This window comes from Aliivibrio wodanis (assembly GCF_052920805.1).
The window spans coordinates 1307255-1325500 of record NZ_JBREXA010000001.1 but is presented as its reverse complement, the minus strand read 5'-3'; the positions used below and the strand labels follow the sequence as shown (position 1 = coordinate 1325500).

15 protein-coding genes and 2 pseudogenes are annotated in these 18246 nt (G+C 37.1%); 13 read left to right on the top strand and 4 right to left on the bottom strand.

The window, feature by feature from the left end:
* Nucleotides 1-10: 10 nt before the first annotated feature.
* The 10 genes and pseudogenes from ACU5DF_RS06020 (at nt 11) to ACU5DF_RS05975 (ending at nt 11798) form a co-directional block, all read left to right on the top strand.
* Complete coding sequence (locus ACU5DF_RS06020; protein WP_446712179.1) at nt 11-658, top strand: response regulator; 648 nt, start codon at nt 11-13, stop codon at nt 656-658.
* A 45-nt stretch (nt 659-703) separates the two neighbouring features.
* Nucleotides 704-2177 (top strand): annotated as a pseudogene (locus ACU5DF_RS06015) (sigma-54-dependent transcriptional regulator).
* Nucleotides 2158-3186 carry a glycosyltransferase family 4 protein gene (locus ACU5DF_RS06010; protein WP_446712178.1) on the top strand — a complete coding sequence of 343 codons (1029 nt, stop codon included), beginning with the start codon at nt 2158-2160 and terminating at the stop codon, nt 3184-3186. Before ACU5DF_RS06015 ends, ACU5DF_RS06010 begins: the two are co-directional and overlap by 20 nt.
* Nucleotides 3187-3393: 207 nt before the next feature.
* A complete protein-coding gene (locus ACU5DF_RS06005; RefSeq protein ID WP_446712177.1) occupies nt 3394-4785 on the top strand; it encodes an O-antigen ligase family protein in 1392 nt (463 codons plus the stop codon).
* Between the two features lie 162 nt (nt 4786-4947).
* Nucleotides 4948-5703: an acyltransferase gene (locus ACU5DF_RS06000; RefSeq protein ID WP_446712176.1), complete on the top strand. Its 756-nt coding sequence runs from the start codon at nt 4948-4950 to the stop codon at nt 5701-5703.
* Entirely contained in the window at nt 5693-6862 is a 1170-nt protein-coding gene (locus tag ACU5DF_RS05995) for a glycosyltransferase (RefSeq protein ID WP_446712175.1), read from the top strand. The genes ACU5DF_RS06000 and ACU5DF_RS05995 overlap by 11 nt, the downstream gene beginning before the upstream one ends.
* A pseudogene (locus ACU5DF_RS05990) lies at nt 6859-8365 on the top strand (GumC family protein). The gene ACU5DF_RS05995 and the pseudogene ACU5DF_RS05990 overlap by 4 nt, the downstream one beginning before the upstream one ends.
* Nucleotides 8366-8867: 502 nt before the next feature.
* Nucleotides 8868-9956, top strand: a complete 1089-nt coding sequence (locus ACU5DF_RS05985) for a glycosyltransferase family 4 protein (RefSeq protein WP_446712174.1) — start codon at nt 8868-8870, stop codon at nt 9954-9956.
* Nucleotides 9953-11137: a glycosyltransferase family 2 protein gene (locus ACU5DF_RS05980; protein WP_446712173.1), complete on the top strand. Its 1185-nt coding sequence runs from the start codon at nt 9953-9955 to the stop codon at nt 11135-11137. Before ACU5DF_RS05985 ends, ACU5DF_RS05980 begins: the two co-directional genes overlap by 4 nt.
* Nucleotides 11138-11153: 16 nt before the next feature.
* Nucleotides 11154-11798 (top strand): sugar transferase, encoded by a 645-nt coding sequence (locus tag ACU5DF_RS05975; protein ID WP_446712172.1) that lies wholly within the window; start codon nt 11154-11156, stop codon nt 11796-11798.
* Between the two features lie 50 nt (nt 11799-11848).
* Here ACU5DF_RS05975 and ACU5DF_RS05970 read toward each other — a convergent pair whose 3' ends face one another.
* From ACU5DF_RS05970 to ACU5DF_RS05960, 3 genes are all read right to left on the bottom strand, one after another.
* Nucleotides 11849-12568 carry a methyl-accepting chemotaxis protein gene (locus tag ACU5DF_RS05970; protein ID WP_446712171.1) on the bottom strand — a complete coding sequence of 240 codons (720 nt, stop codon included), beginning with the start codon at nt 12566-12568 and terminating at the stop codon, nt 11849-11851.
* 57 nt (nt 12569-12625) lie between these two features.
* Nucleotides 12626-13582 (bottom strand): IS30 family transposase, encoded by a 957-nt coding sequence (locus tag ACU5DF_RS05965; RefSeq protein WP_446712170.1) that lies wholly within the window; start codon nt 13580-13582, stop codon nt 12626-12628.
* 91 nt (nt 13583-13673) lie between these two features.
* Nucleotides 13674-14546 (bottom strand): cache domain-containing protein, encoded by an 873-nt coding sequence (locus ACU5DF_RS05960; RefSeq protein WP_446712169.1) that lies wholly within the window; start codon nt 14544-14546, stop codon nt 13674-13676.
* 294 nt (nt 14547-14840) lie between these two features.
* Between ACU5DF_RS05960 and ACU5DF_RS05955 the strand changes: the two genes are divergently transcribed.
* The 3 genes from ACU5DF_RS05955 to ACU5DF_RS05945 all read left to right on the top strand — a co-directional run bounded on the left by ACU5DF_RS05955 (nt 14841) and on the right by ACU5DF_RS05945 (nt 17638).
* Nucleotides 14841-16733, top strand: a complete 1893-nt coding sequence (locus tag ACU5DF_RS05955) for a bifunctional diguanylate cyclase/phosphodiesterase (RefSeq protein ID WP_446712168.1) — start codon at nt 14841-14843, stop codon at nt 16731-16733.
* 86 nt (nt 16734-16819) lie between these two features.
* Nucleotides 16820-17368, top strand: coding sequence for a DUF1415 domain-containing protein (locus tag ACU5DF_RS05950; protein WP_446712487.1), 549 nt, complete (start codon nt 16820-16822; stop codon nt 17366-17368).
* A 42-nt stretch (nt 17369-17410) separates the two neighbouring features.
* A complete protein-coding gene (locus ACU5DF_RS05945) occupies nt 17411-17638 on the top strand; it encodes a glutaredoxin family protein (protein ID WP_045104395.1) in 228 nt (75 codons plus the stop codon).
* 79 nt (nt 17639-17717) lie between these two features.
* On the opposite strand, the gene ACU5DF_RS05940 is transcribed toward ACU5DF_RS05945, so the two are convergent.
* Nucleotides 17718-18155 (bottom strand): cytochrome b562, encoded by a 438-nt coding sequence (locus ACU5DF_RS05940; protein WP_446712167.1) that lies wholly within the window; start codon nt 18153-18155, stop codon nt 17718-17720.
* Nucleotides 18156-18246: the final 91 nt, after the last annotated feature.

The window sequence follows — 18246 nt, the reverse complement described above, 5'->3', positions numbered from 1 at the left end:
TCTTATTTTTATGGATATCTCAATGCCAGAGATGGATGGAATGGTCGCAACAAGAAAAATAAGAGCAATCTCGAAAATCCATAAAGAAATGCCTATTATCGCATTAACGGCTCATGCTCTCTCTGGCGATAAAGAGCGTTTTATTGAAGCCGGAATGACTGACTATTTATCAAAACCATTTAATAGAACCAGTTTATTAGAGTGCTTAACCCGTTATTTAACCTTCTCTAGCATCGAAGATAAGACAACAGAAAAAGGAATAACTGTGAACAAAAATACATCAAACAATAATGAAAATGACACACTATCTCTTATCGATGAAAGTATTATTCAACAAATTATCCATGACACTGATGCGAGTGTTATGCCTGAATTAATTAAATTTTATATTATTGAATCAAAAGAAAGAGTCAGTACTATTAGTACATCAGCAAAAGAAAAAGACCTCTACGCTCTCGAATTTGAAGCTCATACATTAGGAAGTAGTGCGCTAACTCTCGGAAACGTTGCTTTATCTGCAATTTCACGTGAAATTGAATTACATTGTATACAACAGCAGTTTGATGAAGCTCTTGAAAAAGCAGAAAAATTACCAAATATTGCAGCTCTATCATTTGCTGCTTTAGAAAAACGAAATGCTCAAGGATTCACAAACTAAAATGTGACTATATTAACAATTGCTAGGTAAAACAGGACGTTGCTTATGCTACAAAAAGTGCTTTTAGTTGAGGATTCAACTTCTTTGGCTATTCTTTATAAACAATATGTGAAAGATGAACCTTATGAATTCTTTCACGTTACCACCGGAAAAGAAGCCAAAGCATTTATGGAAAAGAACCCACCACAATTGGTGATCCTTGACCTAAAATTACCCGATATATCTGGGCAAGATGTATTGGCGTGGATGAAAGAAAATCAGCTACCCACTGCCGTTATTGTCGCAACAGCTCACGGGACGATTAACATTGCCGTTAATTTATTACAAAGTGGTGCAGATGATTTTATTGAAAAACCAATTCAAGCAGAACGCTTAAAAACCTCGATTCGAAATCATCTCAAACGAGCAAAGCTAGAAGGTATTGTTGAAGATCTTCAAAACACATTCAACCGCAAAAAATATCAAGGGTTTATCGGTTCTAGCCTTCCAATGCAAGCCGTTTACAAAATAATTGACGCCGTTGCTCCCACGACAGCGAGTGTGTTTATTTATGGTGAAAGTGGTACAGGTAAAGAAGTTTGTGCTGAAGCAATTCATTACCAGAGTCACCGTCATAATAAATCCTTTGTTGCCATTAACTGTGGTGCTATTCCTCGAGACTTAATGGAAAGTGAAATTTTTGGCCATGTTAAAGGCGCATTTACAGGAGCAACAACTGACCGTAAAGGGGCGGCAATGCTCGCTAACGGTGGTACACTATTTTTAGATGAATTGTGCGAAATGGAATTAGAAATGCAGAAGAAATTACTGCGTTTTTTACAGACAGGACGTCTTTACTCCATTAGGGGGCAGCAAGGAACTCAGTACCGATATTCGTATTATCTGCGCCACCAACCGAGACCCACTAACTGAAGTTAACGAAGGTCGATTTAGAGAAGATTTGTACTATCGAGTTCATGTAGTTCCAATTCAAATGCCCCCATTACGTGAACGCGGTACTGACATTATTGATATCGCTTCTTTTTTCTTAAAGAAATACGCTAAAGAAGATAATAAAAAATTCGCCTCAATGAAGCGAGATGTTGAATTAAAGCTATGCAATTATTCATGGCCTGGAAATGTGCGTCAATTACAAAACATCATTCGCAATGTAGTCGTACTTCATAATGATACTCAAGTTGCTATCGAGCACCTCCCACCACCATTGAATCAGCCACTTTCAGCATCGACAGTTAAACCACGAACGGTTATTGCCCCAACAACATCCCCAGAAACAGCTCAAGCTTCTCAATTCCATGAAGTCGTGCCTCAATCGTTAAGTGAAGATCCTCCAATAGTGAATCAAATTAATACCAACTCTATTCGTCCGATGGCTGATATTGAAAGAGAAGCCATCCAAAATGCAATTGACCATTGTGATGGAAATGTTCTCAATGCCGCAGTATTACTTGAGCTAAGCCCATCAACCCTATATCGTAAAAAACAAGCTTGGGAAGCCTATGAAGAGTCAGACTCCTAAATCTACCAATGATATTTGGTTACTACTCGACAGTCGGGATATAGGGGGTATTGAATCCCATATTTTACAGCTCGCACAGGGCTTAACGTCCTTTAATCATTCCGTGCGAGTGGTTTTCCTCTGCCAGTATGAAAATACACACCCATTAACATTAGCGTTAAATAACGCTAATGTTTCTTATCAATTTCTGAAGGGTTCGTTTCGTGATTTACTCCATAATGTACGCCATAATACACCAGCAGTGATTCACACTCATGGCTACAAAGCGGCTCTATATTCTCGCTTATTGCGTCTATCTTTATTAACTTCCCATCAAAAAATTCGTTTTATTAATACCTTTCATGCAGGAGAAATCAATAAAGGGAAACTTGCCTATTATGATTTAGCAGATAGGTGGAGCGCTTGGCTTAGTCATTATAACTTCTCAGTTAGTGAGAGAATTGATAAACGAGTACCTTGGCATACTACAATTCTGAATAATTTCGTTAATACTGCGACACTTTCTCAATCTCAAGGTAGAGAAATTGCTTTTGTCGGACGCTTAAACCATGAAAAAGCCCCAGATCGATTTATTCAATTAGCTAAACGCCACCCTGAACACAACTTCCATATTTATGGCTCAGGACCAATGGAAAAAGAGCTTATAGATCAAGAAAGTTGCAATGTGATTTTTCATGGTCATCAATCTTCTATGGATTCGCTCTGGCAAGATATAGGTTTATTAATCATATGCTCTCGCTATGAAGGATTACCGATGACAGCACTAGAAGCGATGGCAAGAGGGATCCCTGTCATTTCAACTCCTGTAGGTAATCTTCATCGTCTAATCAAGCATGGTAATAATGGTTGGATAAATGAGCCAGAACAGCTATCTGACTCACTGACACATTGGCTTTCACTTTCTTCTCAGCAAAAAAAACCAATACAACAAGCCGCAAAACAAACAATTCAAGATGCTTTTTCAACAGAAGCCATTGTGCCAATAATAATAAAAGCTTATAAAAGCTAATCTATTACTCGGTTCTCGGTTATTCTTCGGATCGAGGAAGCAGCTCCTCACACCTCTTATTCTCAATTTGAAAGACAGTTCTCAATTTGCGAAATTCACCTTCCAAAGAATAGAAATAACAAATTAAATCATATAGATATAAACATTAACAATGTGGCATTACCCTTGCTCTCTTTACTATAAGACAAAATAAGTAGGAGAAAGGCAATGAATAATACGCCACTGCAATCAACCCCCCTACAATGGTTTACAGCCGTTACCTGCTCGCTTTTTGCTGGGGTTTTATGGCGATTATTTCCTCATCCTGCTTTAATCGTCGTTTTAGGACTCCTTCCTTTGGCAGTGCTTTATATCCTAAATCGTCCTTTTTTAATGGTTTTGTTTTTTGTTATTTTTTCATTCTTTCGCATTCATGAGGTTTTCCCTCAACTATATTCTTTAAAAATTCCTTTACTCCTCTCTCTTGGCTCACTTGCTGCATTGGGCTGGCAAGTTGGCATAACTAAAAAAATTAAATTATTTTGGTGTAAAGAATTTACTTTACTGACCTGCTTTCTCGTGTTGATTATTATTGGTATTGCTTTAGCCAGTAACCGTCCCATTGCCCTTGATTATTTTAAAAGTATTTATTGGAAAATTATCCTTATGACTTTCGCTATTGCGGTTTTAGTCCGTAGTCCTCAACAGTTAGCATTCACATTGAAGGCTATTACCATATCAGGTGTTCTTGTTGGTATTGTCGCAATTCAAAACAAATTAGGAGGGATTGGGTTAGTTGAAGGCTCTCGCGTTACGATTGGTCGGGAATTTGGCTCTATGCTTGGTGATCCTAACGATCTCGCATTAGTGTTAATGTTCCCCACTTCTTTTGCCGTTGGATTACTCGTTACCCACCAACTTCCATGGCATCAACGTATGATTGGAGTGGTATCTATTCCTATCCTTTTTTGGGCCGTAATGGCAACTCAAAGCCGAGGCGGATTATTAGGAATGATAGCTGTATTTGGTATTTATGGTCTACAACGTATCAAATCAAAAGCTCTGTTAATAGCTATCGGAGTCCTTGCTGGTGCTATCTTATTTATCGTTGCAGGCATATCAGATCGATCCTCAGGTGGAGCTGCCGAAGAAGGGGTTGATGCTTCTGCAATGGGACGTATATATGCATGGGAGGCCGCTTTTAAAATGGCGCTTTCTCACCCATTCACAGGAGTGGGTTTAGATAACTTCCTCGCAAATTATTTTTATTATAGCCCTCATTGGGATGGACTAAATCACGCCGTTCATAGCACGTGGTTTGGAGTATTAGCTGAAACTGGATTTCTAGGTTTTATTGTATTTATCAGCTTGATTGTCGTATTAATCAAAAACGCAAACCGTACTTTAAAAGCAGTCACCGTTGTCCAAGATAAAATAGACCCTGCTATTTACACCAGTGCTCAAGCCGTTTTTGCAGGCCTCATAGGTACCATTATTTCAGGTACGTTTTTAACCCAAGGGTTTAACTGGCCAATTTATATTTTAGCCGCCTTAGTCGTTGCTGTTGGTAAAACCAGTGAAATTGCCTTAAATGAATTAAACACACCACCGCAAAAATAATAAATTGCACTAGTCAAATCGATTCTCAGAATGAGAAAATACAAGAGCATTAACTAAAATATAAAACAAAATTAAGGTAACCAATTGAATAATAGGTAAAAAAATAATTGGCACAATCCATGAAATACTCTTAGTAAGAGCAATCAAAAAAGGAATGTGACTATGAGTACTTTATCCATTTATCGATTAAAACAGTGGCTAAAAGAAGGAGAGACCCCACTAGCCTTAACTTTATTTCGAGTTGCTAAATCCATTCATCATTTCGAGTTACCTACTCCTCGTCTAATAAATCAGGTTTTGTATGGATTACACAAAACCCTTACCACTCAGTGGCAAGCACTTACTCATTTAGTCTTTTATGTCCCCGCTTTTAAAGGACGATTAGACTCCTACGGAAAACGAACCTTACTATATGGCGGCCTACCTTTTTTTAGTGGTCCTTTAACCATGACAATTGGTGATGATTGTCGTATTTCAGGACAAACAACTTTCAGTGGCCGTACTAACTCAGCTAACCCAACGTTAAGCGTGGGAAACAATGTCGATATCTGCTGGCAAACAACTATTGCCGTTGGTAATAAGGTCGTAATTGGCGATAACGTTCGCATTGCTGGGCAAGGGTTTATATGTGGCTATCCCGGCCATCCAATTAACCCTCTTGCACGGGCCTTAGGCAAAGCTGATTTAGATAGCCAAGTAGGTGACATAATTTTAGAAAAAGATGTATGGCTTGGCTCCCGCGTCAGCATCATAGGCAATATCACTGTTGGCGAAGGCACTATTGTTGCATCGGGGAGCGTTGTAACAAAAAGTCTCCCGCCTTTTGTATTAGCAGGAGGAAATCCAGCAAAAGTTATAAAGCAATTAGATATAAACACCTCAGAAGAAATGAAAGAGGAAATACGTTATGAAGCATGATTTGATTGTTTTCGGGGAAGATTGGGGAGGTTTACCTTCTAGTACTCAACACCTAATTACTCAACTGTCACACACTCACAAAGTAGTTTGGGTCAATTCTATTGGCTTGCGTCAACCAAAATGGTCATTACATGATATAAAGCGAGCATGGAAAAAACTAATTCAGCCAAAACTCACTCAATCAAAAGGAACCATAAAAAATAAAGTTCATTCTGCTCCTTTTCAAACTGTAAACCTGAAAACAATTCCGGCGCCTAAAGGTTTGCTGGCTCGCTGGCTTGCTAAACAACTTATTATCAAACAACTCAAGCCCATTATTCAACAAGCTCAGCTTCAACACCCTATTTTATGGACATCACTGCCTACAGTTGCTGATGTATGTGGAAACTTAGGGGAGTCACGCATTGTTTATTACTGTGGAGATGACTTTGGCGCATTAGCAGGCGTTGATCATGAAGTAGTACTCAAACATGAAGAAAAATTAATCCAAAAATCAGATCTTATTTTAGCAGCAAGTTCTGTCTTGTGTGCAAAGTTTCCTCAAAATAAAGTGCGACACTTACCTCATGGTGTTGATTTTCCGTTATTTAACCTACCCATAGCTCGAGCGATTGACTTGCCTAATGATGGTCGTCCAATTGCAGGATTTTATGGCAGCCTATCAAAATGGCTCGATTATGACTTACTCAATCACACCATTGAGAAAAACCCTGATTGGCACTTTATATTTATCGGACAAAATGAATTGCCGAATAATCCTCTTATTGAAAGAGAAAACGTTCATATCCTTGGGGCAAGAGAACATCACCAACTACCTAGTTACAGTCAGCATTGGCAAGTAAGTCTGCTTCCTTTTGTAGATAATGAGCAAATAAGATCTTGTAACCCATTAAAATTATTGGAATATCTTGCAACAGGAACACCGATTATTAGTACTGATTTTCCTGCGCTATCCCCTTATAAATCGACGATTCACACTGTAAATTCAGTTGAAAATTTTTCATTACAGTTAAACAAAATCCATAAAAAATGGGAAAAAGAGAATATTACTTGCTCTGTGGAAGTTCCACACAAACGAAATAAGCAATCATCATTAATAAAATCACATACATGGCAAGCAAGATCCGCCCAATTAACCACATGGTTGGATGAATTATGATCACATTAAGCCAACGATTTCTAATTATTTTTGAGTCAGCATGGCGTCGTCGCTACCTCATCGTCATACCTATTTTATTAATGCCTATCATTGGGTTAATAATAGGTAAGCTTGCGCCAAAATATTATGATTCACACACAAGTATGTTAATTCAAGAAACAGCCAAGATGAATCCGTTTCTTGAAGATCTTGCCGTTTCTAGCATGCTAAAAGAACGATTGAGTTCACTTCAAACCTTATTACACAGTCGACACATATTAGGGCTTGTTGCGGAGGAAAGAGGCTACACACACCAATCAATGAGTCCTCAAGCGATTGATAATGCAGTAGCAGAACTCTCTAACAATTTATCAGTAACAATGGCAGGAAAAGATTTAATCCGTATTGATTACCGCTCACATAACCCTGAAGGAATGAGAGATACTTTAGATGCGGTAAGTCGGCATTTTACAGAACAATTATTAGCCCCTGAACGATCATCAATGAAAGATTCTAGCCAATTTTTAGCCGACAATATTGATCAACGCCGTAAAGGACTAAATATAGCAGAAGAAAAACTAGCGGCATTTAAAAGTCGCAAAGATACTATTCTTCCTGAAATGCAAATCTCCAGTTTAGACAGATTAAACTAAACTTAAACAACGCTTATATGAGCGACAAGCTGAACTTGCTGGTGCAGAAAAACGTTTAGGCTCTCTTGATTTACAATTATCGAAAACGAATCCTGTTATAGGGAAGATAGAAGAGCAAATTATCCGCATTCGTGGAGAGTTAACATTGCTTCAAGCCCAATACACCCCTTTACACAGTAAGGTACAGGGTAAAATAAGAAATCTAAATCGTTTAGAAGAAGAACGATCCCGCCTGCTTTCTCAAACTCAACCAGGACTAAGCAGCGAGCAATTATGGGACATCGCAAGTAGTAATAGCGTAGAAGATTTAGCTAAAGCCCCACCTATTTTACTCTCTCAACTTGAAGAATTACAAAAAGCGACCAGTAAAGTCGACGCATTAACTGAAGAAACTCGCGTTCTCGAAAGCATGATCAAGGACATTGAAGAGCAAGCAACACAATTTGGACAGAATGAAAAAGAATTACATCAGTTACAACGTGATTTAGTATTAAAAAGAGAACTCTACAACGACTTAGTTGAACGCTTTGAAATGGCAAAACTGACGCATTCTCTAGGGGTTTTTGAACAAGAAAAACGCGTTAAGATCATAGATCGACCTTATAAACCAAGTAGCCCATCTAATCTACCTAATGTTCTTTTTATTATCGCAGGGTTAGCTGGAGGTATTGGGTTGGGAGTTGGATTAGCTGTTATTGCAGAGTTATGCGATACCACGATTCGAAGAAAAGATGAAATCATGGCACTTAGCTCTGCTCCTGTACTTAGTCGTATACCACCACAACCTGTTAAATGCTTTCACCTATACCAAAATAACTGTCATGTTGAGTATAAATCAACGATAACGAAACAGAGGACGCTTCAGAGCTAGATTCCATCAGGATAAAAGCCCAGATAGGCATTACAGTAATACCAGCATCTGTACTTGGACATAAAAAGGCATCACTACAAAGCGATATTGGTCTTCTCTTGTTGCTTCTTCTGAGGCAATAAGGTTTGGTGAGATAAATAATGCAAAACGCTAGCTGTGAATAATGAATATTTCATAGCTTAACCTCAATGGTTTTCATTTGATTTTGCATTATATCCTCTATTTTTGAACCGACTTCAAATTCACTTTAATAAAAACACCATTCCATTAACAACAATGGAACATCGTACTGACATGAAATACTGTATATATCAATATTTACTACTATTAAATCATCACATTTATCCCACTATTTTTCTTGATAAAAAACTATACTCTCTTTCGTAAATTCATTCTCATTTTGAGAATTACAAAATAAAAACACATAACCTATTGAATATAAAATATAAAAAAAATGGCACAAACTCTGCAACTCTTTATTTAGATTAAAAAGGAGTGCGCAATGAAAACGATAACCCATGTAGTACAACATCTTTCTCCTGGCGGATTAGAAAGTATGGTATTAGATATGTTGGAATTCACTGATTGTGAACACAATATTATAATCGTCAGCTTAGAAGGCACTGTAGATGAAGCCATTAATCATTGGCCTCGGTTAGAACGATACAGAGATCAAATTCTTTGCTTAAATAAATCCGAAGGTTTCTCATTTACTATTATAAAAAAATTACTAGGCATTTTTAAGCAGCATAACGTTGATGTCGTTCATTCCCATCATATTGGCCCACTTCTCTATTCAAGCTGTGCTGTTATGCTAAGTAATAATATTAATCATATTCACACCGAACATGATGCTTGGCACCTAAGCGCAAAGAAGCATCGTTACCTACAACGTTTGGCGTTATCATTATCACACCCCAAATTAGTCGCAGACGCTGCTTTCGTAAAAAAATCACTGTCTCTAATCTTTAATAAATACCCAATTTACACAATTAAGAATGGCATAAACCCTTATAAATTTAAAATAGGAAACAAACAAAAAGCACGAGCCGATTTACAATTGCACCTACCTGAATATTCCATTGTTATTGGTAATGCGGCTCGACTAGAAGTGGTAAAAGGACAAGAAAACTTAATTGAAGCTTTTCGATTTTTAGGCTCTAAATATCACCTTGTACTTGCGGGATCTGGCTCGCAAAAAGAATGGCTAAACACATTAGTTAATCGCTACCACTTAGAAAACAGAGTCCATTTTTTGGGACATATTGACCAAATGCCTACATTTTATCACGCTCTGGATTTATTCTGCTTGCCATCAAATAATGAAGGTTTTCCTCTTTCAACATTAGAAGCTCAAGCCTGTGGTATACCTTGTATTGCAAATGATGTCGGAGGAGTGAGTGAAACACTATGCCCAAATAACAGTATTTTAGTTCCAAATAACAATGCGACCACATTATCAAATGCGATTGAATCTCTGACTTATCAAACTATCACTAGCTCATCAAGACGATTCATTTTAGAAAACAATCACGCTAAATCAATGGCTACAGCCTATGAGCATTTATACTTTCAAGGAGTGACGCTATGACTCTATTTCTTATCATTATTACCTCTATCAGTATAATAGCTGTCATTTATCATCATGCTTTATACCCTATTATTTTACATATTATTTCAACTCTCTACCCCCAAAAAGAGACAGTATTTACACATCGTAAGTTTTATAAATCAAAAAAGGACAGAGTATTACCAAGTATTACTATTATTATTCCTGCTTATAATGAAGAGCAATGGATCGCTGATAAAATATACAATTTATCATGCTTAGATTATCCATCCAAAAAACTAACTATTATTATTGCATGCGATGGCTGTACCGATAATACCCTTACCATTGCCAATAATACTATCCAAGAGGCCATGTGCTCTGAAGTGCATATAGAAGTCCTTTCATTTGAAAAAAATCAAGGCAAAGTCGCGCTACTAAATCAATTAATCCCCCAATATCATAGTGATATTATTGCGTTAAGTGATGTTTCGGCACTTCTTTCTTATGATTCACTATTGATCTCAGCAAAACACTTTGAAGATCCAAGCATTGGTGTCGTTAATCCAACTTATCTACTATTAGCCCCCAATTCAGAGGGAGAAAAAAGGTACTGGGAGTATCAAACAAAAATCAAACAACAAGAAGCAATTTTAGGTGATAGTTTAGGATCTCATGGTGCATTTTATCTATTTCGCTCTGAGTTATTTACACCACTAGATAAAGATACAATTAATGATGACTTTATTTTACCAATGAAAATTATCGAACAAGGCTATCGCGCAATTTATGACCCTAACATCTGCGCATTGGAGCTTGAACCTTCTCTTCAAGATGACGACTTTTCTCGACGCTTGCGTATATCAGCAGGAAATATTCAACAACTTTTACGTCTATTTCCGCTATTCAATCCTAAATATCGAGGAACCGCTTTTACTTTTTTTTCAGGTAAAGGATTAAGAGTCATCATGCCTTACTTTATGATCTTAGCTTATATAGGATCAGCACTATTGCTTTCTTACCCTGTATTCCTTATTTCTTTCATTGGCCAAACTGTCGGCTATTCACTGGGGATTTTAAGTTTTTTATTCCCTAGCATTTTTTCGAATAAATATTGTCAGACAATCGCTTATCTTATCGCAGGGCACCTTGCTAACTTCCTCGGTGGGCTCAATTATTTATTCAATAAACCAACGAGTCCTTGGACCCGTATACATAAATAATCAAAGGGAAATTACTATGATGGATTCTTCTTATACAATAAATCACTCAACCGTTAAGGCTAAAAGAGTGTTCGATGTCTGCCTATCTCTTATTGGTTTAGGTCTGACTTTACCTTTATTTCCTTTGATAGCACTTGCGATAAAACTCAATTCCAAAGGACCTGTTTTCTACCGTCAATTACGTGTTGGTAAAGCAATGCCTACGCAAGTTCATGTTTTTGAAATGATTAAATTTAGAAGCATGGTGCAAGATGCCGAAGTAAATACAGGAGCAACCCTCGCTACCGAAGGAGATTGCCGTATCACGCTTGTAGGCCGTTTTTTAAGAAAAACACGTTTAGATGAAATACCTCAATTTTTCAATGTTCTTAATGGAGATATGTCTTTAGTCGGTCCTAGACCTGAGAGACCAACATTTTACAATAAACTTGAACATGAGATCCCTTACTTCAGCGAACGCACTTACGGTGTATTACCTGGAATAACAGGTCTTGCTCAAGTTAATCAAGGCTATGATACTTGTATTGAAGATGTCCGCTCTAAAGTGGGGTTTGACCATAGTTATGCTTTATCGCTAAGCTCGATCTCCAGCTGGATAAGAATTGATATGTATATTTTATTAATGACCGTTAAAGTGATGCTTTTTGCACGTGGACAATAAGGCAAAAGCCCTTCCATCAATATCTAATGAAAGGGCAATAGCTTATTGTTTTATTTAGTTGTTTTAAATTGATTCATTAGGCTTTCTAACTCGTTACCATGTTCAATTAATTGTTCACTTACCTGACTAATATCTTCAGCTTGTTGAAGGTTCGAACTAGAACTCTCAGACATATTAGTAATATTTTGATTAATTTCATCCGTCGCAGTCGCTTGTTGAGAACTAGCATCAGCGATTTGATGATTCAATTCACTAATATCTTTTACTTTACTTAAAATATCCGTTAATGCTTGGCGTGTTAATTCCGCTTTCTCTAACGTTGAATCTGATTGATGTCTTGTTGTTCTCATTGAGTTAGATACTTGCTGGGATGACGCTTGCAAGTTATCAATAATACTCGATATTTCATTTGTACTGGCTTGAGTTCGAGTAGCTAAGGTACGAACTTCATCAGCAACCACTGCAAAACCTCGTCCTTGTTCCCCGGCACGAGCAGCCTCTATCGCTGCGTTTAAGGCCAATAAATTGGTTTGTTCTGCAATACCTCTAATTACTTCAACAACTGAGCTTATTGTATTAGCTTGCTCTGCCAATGCTTCTGTATTCTTTTCAGTTTCAAGAAGTGAACCCGCTAGTTCAGCCATATGTGCTGAGGTAGAGTCCACAATAGCGATTCCTTTAAGCCCTTCTTTATCCGCCTCTTCTGCGGTTAATGCGGCATTTGATGCCGCTTGTGCAACCTCCTGGTTACTTGCTAATAGCTCGTTCATAGCTGCAGCAACACTATCTACATTTTTAAATTGCTCATTGGTATTTTGCTTTGCTGGCTAGATCGTAACAATAACCGACACACGCTTACCGCTTAAAAACTCACTCGGACTCAGAAAATTTAATGCCTTTCTAGGTCTCGAATTAATCAAAAACTCTGCCTGTTTAACCTCTTTTGCAGCAAGTTCTCCAATGGCCATTCCCTTTGGGAAAAAACGCCTTAGTAAACCATTGGTATTTTCATTCAAACCTCGTTGCCAGGAATGGTAAGGTTTAGCAAAATAAATGTCACAGTTCAGATGCTTAGCTATCTTAGCATGACCTGCAAACTCTCCGCCATTATCAAATGTGATTGTTTTGCAAAGTTCTTTAAAGGGCTTCATCATGCGATTTATCCCACGAGTGACTGCTTTTTTAGACTTGCTACGTACTTTGCAAGTAACTAATAGCTTAGATACTCGCTCTACCATAGTGACTAAATACCCATCTTGACCATAAACAGTATCACCTTCCCAGTGGCCAATTTCTGAGTTATCGTCAACAATAGCAGGCCGGAGAGAGATATCAGCACGGTTGGGAATTAGTCTTGCGCCAGCTTCTACACCTTTACGCTGTTTGTATTTTTTACCTTTTCGAGCAAGCATTCTTTGCCAATGCTCTCTTTTAACTACATTGTAAATAGTACTGCAACATATTGTATTTTCTATTTTTTCTTTATGCATTCGTCCAGATATTTGCTCTGGGATCCAACCAAGTTGTAGGTATATTTGAATTATTTTCTTATTCTTTTGGCCACACTTTGTGTGCTTAATTGAAAGTGTTCTTTTTTGAAAAGCATGTTTATGCGCTTGCTCGGCAGAATAACTTCCAACAGGACAGCGTCGTAATTCCCTTGAAATGGAGCCATTGCTCCGTTTTAATTTTTGTCCTATTTCCCGAGCAGAAATACTATGTGTATTCCAAGCTTCAATCTGGTATCTTTCACTTAGTGTCAGTTGCTTATATTGGTGTCCCATGTGGTTACCTTAGTTGATTGTGTGAGAGCTTGAAGCTTATAGGCAACTGACTCTCTAATCTATACCAAAGTGTGTCGGTTATTCTTGGGATCTAGGCTGTCGTTGCAACTTGTGCAAACTTTGCTGCTGAGTTCAACAACTCTTCAGTAACAGGCTTAACATGATTAACCGTCATATTCAGCTTATTAGTAAATACATTAAACGCACGAGCAATATCACTAAGCTCATCCGTTCCTGTCTCATCCAATTTCTTGGTTAAATCCCCCTCACCCTCGGCAATATCTTTCATTGCCATCGCAGAATTTTTAGCTGGCACAACAATGCTTTGTGAAATTTTCCAAGCAAGTGGCAACATAATAATCAACGCAATCAACACTTCATACATGATCTCAAAAAGGAAATTATTATAAGTGCTAGCCACATCATCAACATAAACTCCAGTACCAATAACCCAACCCCATGGTTTAAATAAAGAAATATATGAGATCTTATCTACGGGTATATCAACACCTGGTTTTGCCCACTGATAATCAACATAACCAGATCCTTCACGACTAGCTACCTGCACCATTTCTTTAAATAAATATTTACCGTTAGGATCAGCTAAAGAAGACAGGTCTTTCCCATTTAATTGAGGCTTAACTGGGTGCATTATCATCGTTGCAGAAAGATCATTAATCCAATAATAATTACTTCCATCATAGCGCATTGCTGCAATCGCTTTTTTTGCTAAAGCTTTTGCATCTTCTTCATTCATGAAACCCGTTGTTGCTTGATCATAAAAAGATTGGATGACCGAATGTGCAACAGAGACTAATTGCTTAGTTTCAATGCGCTTTGATTCTAAGAGGTTATTTTTATAATCAATAGAAGATAAAAATAGCGGAACTAGCATAAATAAAGTCACTGTAAATGTTAAAAAATACAAGCGCACATTAATCGAAACCTTTCTCAATGACACCATACAACCTCCTTAAAATCACAAAAAAAAACCACCGACATCATAAATGCCAGCATCTACAAAACCAAATGGTAACATTACCAACTCAAAAAAAACCACTAATGATTACATCAATTATAAGTAACATCTATAAATAACAATTATCTATGAACGCCATGCATTAGTTTTTGTAACAAAAATCGAAATATTATAAAAAAAGACAAGTAAAAGTATCAAATATAAGACAATTATTTAGCATCATAACCTGATAATATGAACATTATGTTATTAGCTTTTTAGTGGTTACCGGATACAAACATGACTCAATCACCCACTTTTCCTATTACTGTTCCTGATAAGATGCAACTTGACTGGCAAAATATGCTGAATTTATTAACTAAACTTGTTAACGTTCCTGCTGCACTTATTATGCGTATCGATAATAATGAAATTGAAGTGTTTTCATCTAGCCATACTCTTAACAATCCCTATAAAAAAGGGAGTAAAGAAAAACTAAAACAAGGGCTATATTGTGAGTATGTTATTCAGCATAAAAAGCAACTCATTGTGACAAATGCATTAAAATCTCATGAATGGGAAAATAACCCAGATATAGCATTAAATATGATTGCCTACTGCGGACTCCCATTATTTTGGCCAGATAGCACACCTTTTGGCACAATTTGTCTTCTTGATGAAAAAGAAAATTCTTTTGACCCAACCAGCCAAGAGTTGTTAAACACATACCAACAATTGATTGAAGCCCAACTTAGTACTTTATATCAACATAATGAATTATTAAAAAGCCACAGAACATTACAAAAAGAAATAACAACAACAACACGATATATCAATGATATAAATGTAAAACTAGCGAATGAAATTGATTGTCGACGAGCAGCTGAGCAAAAAGTTGATTATCATAAAAATCATGATATAGGGACAGGTTTTTTAAACCCGATAGCTCTTTATCAACATATGGATAAATTGATAGATACCAATAAAAAATTTGTACTGTTACACATTCATTTTGCTAATAGTCGAAAAATACAGCAAGAACATGGGCATTCAGTTTTTGATTTTCTGCTTACTAAATATAGGTCTAAATTAACTAAAATTACCGAAACCTCTGTCACTGGTCGCTTAGATTCTTCTGATATCTTATTAGTGATTCATACTGATAAAGAAAAACTACCTCAACTATGTAGGCACCTTTCTGAAATAGGGCAAGCTTCTTTCTTTAATAATGGAGAACCGATACATTTACAAAGTTATATTGGAGCTATCCACTCAAAAGATAGTGCTTCTCGCACTGAGTTACTTCAGTGTGCATACAATACTGTTGTCGAATGCCAAAACTTAGGTAAAACCTTTACGATATCTGATCGCTCTTTACCTGTTAAATCAAGTTTATCTGAACATAAAATCGAAGGCTATTTATTAGAAGCGGTACGTAATAATGATCTTTTTTTAAACTACCAACCTAAAATTTGCCCTCATTCGAAACGTTGGTTAGGCTGTGAAGCATTGTTGCGTTGGAATCACCCTCATTTAGGCACCATATCTAATGACTTATTAATCCAGCTAGCTGAACGAAATGGCTTAATTTATGAACTGGGAAATTTTGCTCTGAGAAGTGCAATCCAACAAACGGCTGAGTGGATTTTACATTCACAGCACTTTATCACTGCCGTTAATATTTCTGCCATCCAATTGAAAGATCCTAACTTTGTCCAGCACATAAAGCATTTACTAGAGCTTTATCATCTTCCTCCTCACAACTTAGAACTGGAAGTAACCGAAAGTGGACTTATTGCAGATGAAGCCTTAGCGATTGATACTTTAACTCAATTACATGAGATGGGTGTTGCTATTGCATTGGATGATTTTGGTACTGGTTATGCTTCGTTCCAATATTTGAAAAAATACCCATTTGATACTCTTAAAATAGACAAAAGCTTCATTACTAATATTGAATACAACACCGCAGATCAAAATATTGTATGTGCAATGATCAATATAGCCAAAAAGCTGAATTTAAAAGTAGTCGCCGAAGGCGTTGAAAACAAACATCAGGAGAAGTTTGTTATCCGTGAAGGTGTGGATATTATTCAAGGTTACCTCTACTCAAGACCAATTACCGCTGAGAAATTCAAAGAAGGTTTATTTAATCAATCATCTATTGGCACTCCTTATTTTCAATTCATGTAGCATAATATTTGTATTCATGGATACAGAAAAACAATATTGAATCTGTTATTCTTGCTGAAAATAACAAGAGCAGTAATAAGTCAGACATGAATATTCAAAAAATAGAGCAAGAAGTTCAACAATGGTTAGAAGATGTGGTGATCGGCCTTAATCTTTGCCCATTTGCAGCCAAGCCTAACCGTAATAAACAAATCAAAGTTTTTGTATCTGAAGCAACAACAGAAGAAGTTCTGCTTGAAGACGTACTGCAAGAATTAATGAACCTAGATTCTAAAACAGCAGAAGAGTTAGAAACAACATTAGTTGCTATTCCAAACATGCTGCAAGACTTCATGGATTATAACTTCTTCTTAGATTGGGTTGATGCTCTTATCAAGCAGCAAGAATGGGAAGGCACATTCCAAATTGCGACTTTCCATCCAAATTATTGCTTTGGTGGTGCTGAACCTGAAGACGATGAGAACTTAACAAACCGTTCTCCTTACCCTGTACTTCACCTTATCCGTGAAGAGAGCATGGCAAAAGTACTGAAACACTATCCAAACCCAGAAGCGATCCCTGATACTAACATCGCTCGTGTTGAAGCACTAAGTCCAGAAGAGCGTCGTAAGTTATTCCCTTACTTGTTTGTATAAACTACGCTAATTGTATAACCAGATTTACTTAGAGAGATAATAATGAAACGTGTTGTTTTATATGTCGCTGACAAATGCCCACATTGCAAAGACGCACAGCGTTACCTTGATTCTAAAAAAATTGCATATAGGTTGACCAATGCAAAAATGCAACGAGGACGCAAGGAATTACAAGCCATGGGCGCTCGTTCTATCCCTGTTCTTAAAATTGGCGATCAAGTAATGGTTGGCTGGAATCAGAAGAATTTTGATAAGATGTATAACAGTTAATCGCTCTATATCGCAGAAGAGTAAAGAATAAAAATGGAGCTGATTAGCTCCATTTTTTATTCTTGAGATCTAGGCTTTACTATCCAAAGATCTTACTCCAAATACTTGGATTACGCTTTTTGTGATATTCAACTCGTAGTTCGTCAACTTGCTCAAGAGCCGCTTGTGCTTTTTCTAAATCACCCGCATCTAACTCTGTTTTAACTAACGCAACAGAAGCCGATAACTTCTTGAATCCCTCTTGATACATAGCTTGTTTTTCTGGGGTGTATTCGCCCTGCTTTAACTGATCAATGAGTGACTCTAATTTAGTCACAACTTGATTCATATCCTCAATAGAGGTCGCTCGCTCACCTAACTTATACTCTAATCTCATCTTTTTCATGACGGCTTTCATATCTACAGATACGCTAGAAATCGTTGGGTTACTCTCAATCACATCAGTTGAGTCAGTGGTCGTATTTGCAGCAACGCCAGCAGAAAAAGTCAAGGCTAACGTTAAAAATAGAGTTCTCATGGTAATCCTTTAAATAAACTAAGTGTGCAGTGTAATGTATCCACCTCAAGGCTTACAGAGTTAATATGTTTCTATTCATAATTCACGGCTG